Here is a 6,951-nt window from a genome sequence, read left to right as displayed (position 1 = left end):
TTCGGATGGAAGAGTCCTGGAGTCATGCACATTCGATTAGTTCGTGTAAGTATCACTTCGGGTGGTGTCCGAAGTACCGACACCCCATACTGGAACTCGTCAAAGACGAGGCGACAGGGTTGTTCACGGCGACAGCCGACCACTTCGGACACGAGATACTCGCCCTCGAAATTGCGGATGACCACGTACACTTGTTCGTCCAGACTGACCCCAAGCATAGTCCGGCTGATGTGGCTCGACAATTCAAGTCGTACTCTGGAAAGCACATCCTTGAACGCCATCCTGCAATCCGAGAATCATATTTTTGGGGTGGTGGGTTCTGGAAAGTAGGCTACTACGTCGGGACTACCGGAGCGGTATCCGAAGAAGTGGTTCAACGGTACATCGAACAGACTGAACATTAAGCAGGGTGTCGGGCTTCACCCCCCGCGTCCGGTGACGCAGGGAACTCGCCCTTGAGGCCAGTTTAGATCCCCCGAAGAAAATACTCCCATCACTCATCGCAAGTGATGTGATTCCAAAGCCGGTGTCGAGACTCCAGATAGCAGCCCCATCGGCTGCTGAAACCGCGTGAATAACTCCATCCGCGTCACTGAAATACACCACCCCATCAGCAACGACTGAATCATAATTAAGTATCGCACCAGCATCGTAGCGCCAGCGTTCACTCCCAGTGGTGCTATCGAATGCATAGAAGATATGCTCCCAATCGCCAATATAGACAACTCCGTTGGCTACCGTTGGTCTTGAGGGACCGATTCGCCCGTTGGTCGGACTGTTCCAGACGGTACTCCCGTCCTCGGCATCATAGGCGAAGAGGCCTTTCGCGGCTGTCCCGTGATACAGCAGTTCTCCGGCGATGGCTGGACTGCTCGAGAATGATCCGTCAGTCGTTTCCCATACTTTTGTGAGTTTGCCTGTGGGACGTCTCCCGTGCGGGTTGTATCCGGACCGCCCATTGTCAAACTGGAACGTTGGCCATGACGGCTCTGCTGGCGCACGAGCAGTAACGGGGCGACCCGCGCGGAGAGCTGCAGTTCCAATCGCAAATGAGGTCCCCAAAATTCGGAGTGCCTGTCGTCGATTCAGCCCTTGTTGGTTCCCCCGAAGCATGCTAGTCGGTGGAGAGACAGGGTAATAGTCATGATAGTGATACCCCAGTTTAACAGTCACTTTCATTGGAGAATATCGAGGGCACCAATCCCCACCGTGACGTCGAAAAAGAGTTCTAGAGGTCGTGGCTGCGCGCGCAGCGTCTGCGAGCACGGAGCGGAGGGTGGGGCGGTGGGGTCTGGGTCGGCCCGGCTACCAACAAAAAAGAGGGCTGCCTCGCGCCGTTAGGCGTCCCACCAAGCGTCGCGCTCGGGGAACATCACGGTCGTCCAGCCCGTCAGCGCAATCGAGACACGCCCGTCGTACCAGTTCCGCGCCGCTCCGTGAATCCGCACGCGTTCGCCCTCACGAATCCACGGCACGTCCGAGGCCTTCCAACTCGTCAGCTTCACCTGCCCGCTTTCGTCTTCGAGGAGCCCCGCTTGCTGAATCGCCGGTGACTCCGACTCCCACACTGTCGTCAGCGTCCCTTCAACGCACACTTCGCGTCGCGACACGCCCTCAAGCTTCCCGATCGGCACCATCGTCCCCGGTGCACCTTCGAGTTCCTCGAACACGCTCACCGCTGCCGACAGCATGTCTTTGCCGCTCAATACCGCTTCACTCAGCCGCCGACTGATCGCCGCTCGCGACCACCCATCCAGCTTCTCTGCCAACCGTTTTGCCTGAGAGTTCACTGCGCCCAACTGTGCTTGGGTCAGCTCCGTCCGGGGATCCGCCCGGTCGGGGTCAGCCATCGGATTCACGCTCGCCGCCCGCTTCTGGAACTGCCGCCGTCGCGCAGCGCTCCGCTCGGCCGCAATCACCCGCGACCGAGCCTCACGACCCTCTTGCGAGCCCAGTTCCGCACGGGCACTAATCCGTTCGAGTTCGGCTTCCCGCGCTCGAATGCGCTCTTCTTGGGCCAACGTCACCCCGTCAATCCGCTCGTCGCTCGTGTCTGCAATCCCATCTGGGTGGTTCGCATCAACCTTTGCTTGGATCTCCTGTTGCACCGTCGCCTGGAACTGCGGCGTCTCGTCGACGACCTCAAACCCGTCTTCGTCGACTGTCGTCTCATCCGCTTGCTCGAACGCCTGTTCAGCCACCGAAACTACCTTGCGATTGGAGTTGTTACTAGACATTGTCGTAATTTCGAAGGCGCTGACGCGCCAACGCCCGCGACACCACTCGCGGGATTCTCACGAACCAACCTGCTTGAGCCACGGCTCCGACGTCGACCGATGACGCCGTCACCGAGGTGCCCGCGCCGCGCCTTCACGCCGGACCCTGTCCGGCGCGGCGCGGCACCGACGGCACCCCCACAGACGAGTGCGGGGGGTGAACCTCGAGGTGAGCGCGCGGTCACCGCGATATACCCAGCCGGTCACCGCGGGTCGGCGCCTCGCCGACACCCGTCCGTCGGCAGACGCAACGGCAGCGGCCGCGGCGCCGAGGCGGCACGGCCGGGGGGTATACGGTGGTGAACGGCGTCGCATACGGCCACAGCGAGGCCGCAGAGAGCGAGGACCCGCTGGAACAGCACCGCGCCCGGACCCGCACGAGCCTGTCCCGTCCGTCGCAGACGCAACGGAAACGCCTCGTGCGGCAGCCCGGCGCGGGCTGGACGCCCGCGGACCCACAGCTCGTCGCGGCCGAGTTTGAGCGCACGCCCGGCAGGCCGCACAGCCAGCCCTGAGTGAGCCCCGGACCGTGGCATACTGGGGGTGAGCACGGCGAGCCCCCAGTAGCCACCGCAGCCCGGGTGAACAAAGGGTGAGGGCAATCGCCCGAACGGCGAGCAGCCCGCCCGGACCGCGCAAGCGGCCACGTCTGAACCAGCCGGCCGGCGGCGCGACCGCATCAAGGGAGCGTCGACGCAACGGCTGGTGAAGATGCAGTCAGCCCGGTCTCGGTCAGGGCCCGGATGCGGGTCGAGTGCTCGCAGACCCGACCTCGGGGCTGACCGGTATCGGGTGGCTGCACGCGGCCCGACCCGGCCCCGCGACCGTGCCCCGTCCGTCGGAGACGCAACGGCAGCGCGAAACGCCCGGGCCCGGCAGGAACGGGCTGCCCGCCGGAGCGCGCACAACCCGAGCAGTCGCCCCCCAAACGTACCGACACGACTCACCTCCCAAACACGTGAGATTGCTAGTTTCTACTCGCTAGCTTGCTATCCAGATCGTTGAGGACGTGACCCTCGTCTCCATCCCAAAAGAAACACAAACAACGGAGTATCTCACGCTTGCTTCGAACATCGCAGCAGTACGAGGCCGTCAGAGATGCTCTCGAAAAACTAACTCAGCAGACGTCGTCCAACTCTCACCACGTGATCTCAAATCGTGCGCCACCTTCAGAACCCGTTGTAACGGCAATATCCCAACCATGGCCCTCGACAATTTGAGAGACGATCGAGAGCCCATAGCCAGTTCCGTCAGCAGTTGTCGAATATCCATGGGTAAATATCTCTGACTGAATCGGCTCAGCGATTCCGGGGCCATCATCTTCGATATAGAGTCCCGTATCGTCAAGGAGGCTTCCAACAGTCACAGTCGCCCCAGCACCAGCATGTTCAACGGCATTGCGGAACAAGTTCTCTAGTAGATCCTGAAAACGACTCTTATCCGCGGCGATCACTCCGAGATCATCGTCTAGTTGGAGCGTCGCTTGCTGTGTCTCAACGCTACTCCACGACGCATGGAGACACTCACGGATATCAACCGATTCGGTCTCACCAACGACTTCGCCTCTTTTTGAGAGGGCAAGAATGTCGCTGACGAGATCATCGATTCGAGTGAGTGATGCTAAGACCCGCTCTAATTCAGGACTCTCGGACTGTTCATGGGCGATCTCAGTGTATCCGTACGCGATCGAGAGTGGGTTCCGAATATCATGTGTTAAGATGTCGGCGAACTCATTCAGCCGGTCCTTCTGCTCTTGAAGTTGGGACTCTCGCTGTCGCTGCTCGGTGATATCCCGAATGATGCCAGTAAAATACTGTTCACCATTGTGTTCGTGTTCACGAAGGCTGATAAGCGTCGGAACCTCGTGTCCGTCCTTGTGCAACGCCGGGAGCTCGATACCATCCCAGTCGATATTGCGCTCTCCTGTCGCCACATACGAGGCTAATGCAGCCACGTGGACTGGTTCTAAGCGCTCTGGGAAGATTTTCATCTTTGAACTCCCAATTAACTCAGCGGGTGCATAGCCGAGGATGTCTTCAACGGCTGGATTGGCATACACGATGTTGCTGTCCGAGTCGATCGTCAACATCCCTTCGGCTGCATTTTCGACAAGTGTCTGGTAGAAATCATCAGCGGAAATTGGTGGTGGCTGAGCGTCCTTCATATAAGATCACTATTACTAGTCAGTAGTTATGGGTTCTTCAGGATGTTGCTGCGAGACAGACTATTTCTCAGTTGAGGGTTGATTACGATCCGACTCCGGAGTGAAAGGGGAAAAGGGAACCTTCTGACGTGTATCAGACCAGGCACCCTGAGACACACCACTGCTGGTGAGTGAGAGGCACTCAGCACGAGTCTGGTCGTTCACGAGTGTATGTGATTTATCTGTCAGGGCTATGCCTGAGATCTCGATAGGAGAAGTTCACCACTCGAGTTGCGACGGTTACGTCTCACCAAGTGCGATCACAGTCCCGTCTGACCCAGGGAGGAAGATCGCCTCAGGAGTCACAATTGGGCGGCCAGCACCTTCTAGTGACGCTGTCCATTGTTCTTCTCCGGTTTCTCGTGATAGGGCGATAAGTTGCTCCTCGCTCGGGATGAGCACAGTACTGCCGGTTACAGTCGGTGTTCCAACCTGCTTTCTGGTCGGTTCGTATCCCCAGGATTCCTCTCCGCTCCAGTCAATCGCATAGAGTGTGTTCCCGGCGGATACGTACACATGCTGGTCATCGACTGCGATCGGTCGCACCCGTCCATCAACGACGTTGAATGACCACTGACGCGTCCCATCAGTATGGAATGCGGTAACGAGATGATGACTCTGCACGATAACGCCCTTTGGATGTGCGACTGGGCCACCAGTCACGGCCTGTGTAGATTCTTTCCACTGTGTCTCCCCTGTTGTGGCGTCGAGTGCGACCACGCCAGTTTTCCCCGACTGGGAGCCGAGATAGAGCGTCTCATCTAGGGCGGCAGCTGGTTCCGTGAACGTTCGTCCACCAGTATCAGCATCTACGTGTTGGGACCACCGTACAGAACCCTCCGATATCGATAGTGCGTGGACGCGACCGCGCCAGTCGGGCACGTAGACGAAACCGCTTGCAATCGTCGGTGCGGCAGTGAGTCTGGCGTCAATATCAACGAGCCAGTCCTCGTCACCGTATCGTGTTTGGAAGCAGACGATTCGTCCCTGTTCAAGCGCTCGCTGTGCAGTCACTACGATATGATCACCACCCACGGCAGGTGGTGCGTTCGGCTCCGACCGAAGCGGCACTTGCCACCGTTCGTCACCCGTTGCTGCGGACAGCGCATGGATTCGATATCGGTGACGTGCCGTGTCGGAGATCCCGTCGACAGGGACATACAGTTGCCCATTGGAGACAGCAGGCGTTCCAGCTGCCCGGGTCTGATCAAGTTCACTAATCCAGACTGTCTCCGGATCAGTCGGACCCGCAGCAATACGTCGGGTGTGACCGACGTTTCGACCGACCATCGTCCACTCCCCTGTGATGTCGCCAAGGTCTCCCGAGGGAGGTGACTGCGAGAGACAGCCAGTAAGAGCGATACATGATGCTCCAATCGTTGTGAGCACTTGGCGACGTGTATGAGAGGGCATAGTGACTGGATTACGCAGCAGATACGTAAATTCCGGGGAGCTGGGTAAATTCGGTTCGTGCTGTTCTATCTCCCAATCGGCTCCGGGGAACTGAGGTCCGCGTGGAGGACTTCGCTGTCCCGAACGACGTATCGCTTCGCCAGCACGGGGAAGCGGCACTTCGTGAACCTCGCTGTCTGGATATCGAGTTCCTCGTCGACTTCGAGATGGTCGGCAAGTTCTCGCAAGAATTCGTGAGTCACAATGCCGCTCTCGTAGTCCGGGAGACCGTTCTCGCGCGCGTCGTACACTTCGAAGTCGTCGTATCCCAGATGGTGAGCTCTCCGTCTTCGGTAACCTCCCAGTTGAGCGTCCCGAAGCAGTAGCTCTCACAGAGCTCGCGGACTGCCTGTGGATCCGATACGATCGCGCCGGTCGACGTCGTCGCAGCTTGCAGTGTGGCCATATCTGGATTTCACGGGGTCGCCCCCGCACCCCTCTTGGGGGCGATAAACAGACGCGAGAAGCCCCTCGCTTGGCGTGGTCAGGGACTCTAGTCAGGAGTCTGCGTGGGCGTCCGCCCCGGCTCCGTCGCCCGGCCACATGAGAAAGCTCACCTCTTCCAAGAGATCTCTCGCGTTCTCGACTCGCTCTCGATCCGCCTCGTCCAACCGGTCGACGTCGAGCCGGTTGAGATTGCTGAGGACACGGTGCATCCGGTACCCTTGCTTGAACTGTTGGTCCATCGGAAGCGCGTCGCCGCTCGCTGGCGCGGAAAGACTCCCAACCGAGACTGGCGTCGGGGTTGGAGGAGATAAGATCTTAACCAACGAAACTCGGTGATACCCGCAGGCTGTTGGTTAATCAATACCCAGTACTAGTGCTACTCGAGACTAGGGCCGTAGCGATCAGAGCCACACACCCGGCACTTCCAGATCGGCTGTCCCGTCCACGCCTCATCCGGGGTCGACTCGTGGGCCTTGAACCGATACTTCGTGAACCCCGGTCGGTTAACTAGATCAGCGAGCAGGCCGCGCCGCCTGGAGCACGACCAACGAGGAGCACCAGGCGCTCGTCGAC

6 protein-coding genes and 2 pseudogenes are annotated in these 6,951 nt (G+C 59.2%); 1 reads left to right on the top strand and 7 read right to left on the bottom strand.

Annotated elements, in window-relative coordinates; translation table 11 throughout:
- Positions 1 to 5: 5 nt before the first annotated feature.
- Positions 6 to 404, top strand: a complete 399-nt coding sequence (gene tnpA / locus QT222_RS09550; protein ID WP_491477032.1) for an IS200/IS605 family transposase — start codon at positions 6 to 8, stop codon at positions 402 to 404.
- On the opposite strand, the gene QT222_RS09545 is transcribed toward tnpA, so the two are convergent.
- The 7 genes and pseudogenes from QT222_RS09545 to QT222_RS09515 form a co-directional block, all read right to left on the bottom strand.
- Positions 346 to 1,113, bottom strand: a complete 768-nt coding sequence (locus QT222_RS09545; RefSeq protein ID WP_491477030.1) for an outer membrane protein assembly factor BamB family protein — start codon at positions 1,111 to 1,113, stop codon at positions 346 to 348. The genes tnpA and QT222_RS09545 overlap by 59 nt on opposite strands.
- 224 nt (positions 1,114 to 1,337) lie before the next feature.
- Entirely contained in the window at positions 1,338 to 2,237 is a 900-nt protein-coding gene (locus tag QT222_RS09540) for an SOSS complex subunit B family protein (RefSeq protein ID WP_491477029.1), read from the bottom strand.
- Between the two features lie 1,177 nt (positions 2,238 to 3,414).
- Positions 3,415 to 4,440: a two-component system sensor histidine kinase NtrB gene (locus tag QT222_RS09535; RefSeq protein ID WP_491477028.1), complete on the bottom strand. Its 1,026-nt coding sequence runs from the start codon at positions 4,438 to 4,440 to the stop codon at positions 3,415 to 3,417.
- 279 nt (positions 4,441 to 4,719) lie between these two features.
- Positions 4,720 to 5,769 (bottom strand): outer membrane protein assembly factor BamB family protein, encoded by a 1,050-nt coding sequence (locus QT222_RS09530; protein ID WP_491477031.1) that lies wholly within the window; start codon positions 5,767 to 5,769, stop codon positions 4,720 to 4,722.
- 188 nt (positions 5,770 to 5,957) lie between these two features.
- Positions 5,958 to 6,337: pseudogene (locus tag QT222_RS09525) on the bottom strand (hypothetical protein).
- Positions 6,338 to 6,428: 91 nt separating this feature from the next.
- Positions 6,429 to 6,617 (bottom strand): DUF8012 family protein, encoded by a 189-nt coding sequence (locus QT222_RS09520; protein ID WP_491477027.1) that lies wholly within the window; start codon positions 6,615 to 6,617, stop codon positions 6,429 to 6,431.
- Between the two features lie 137 nt (positions 6,618 to 6,754).
- A pseudogene (locus QT222_RS09515) lies at positions 6,755 to 6,868 on the bottom strand (biosurfactant protein 1); the annotation flags it as partial.
- Positions 6,869 to 6,951: the final 83 nt, after the last annotated feature.

The sequence above is a fragment of the Haloferax sp. s1 genome, from assembly GCF_058382125.1.
This window is presented reverse-complemented; position numbering and strand designations above follow the sequence as displayed.

Bases quoted from the DNA above. Each gene is read 5' to 3' on its own strand.
- QT222_RS09530 (WP_491477031.1), bottom strand. From the start codon at position 5,769: ATGGTCGGTCGAAACGTCGGTCACACCCGACGTATTGCTGCGGGTCCG.
- tnpA (WP_491477032.1), top strand. From the start codon at position 6: ATGGAAGAGTCCTGGAGTCATGCACATTCGATTAGTTCGTGTAAGTAT.
- QT222_RS09540 (WP_491477029.1), bottom strand. From the start codon at position 2,237: ATGTCTAGTAACAACTCCAATCGCAAGGTAGTTTCGGTGGCTGAACAG.
- QT222_RS09545 (WP_491477030.1), bottom strand. From the start codon at position 1,113: ATGCTTCGGGGGAACCAACAAGGGCTGAATCGACGACAGGCACTCCGA.
- QT222_RS09535 (WP_491477028.1), bottom strand. From the start codon at position 4,440: ATGAAGGACGCTCAGCCACCACCAATTTCCGCTGATGATTTCTACCAG.
- QT222_RS09520 (WP_491477027.1), bottom strand. From the start codon at position 6,617: ATGGACCAACAGTTCAAGCAAGGGTACCGGATGCACCGTGTCCTCAGC.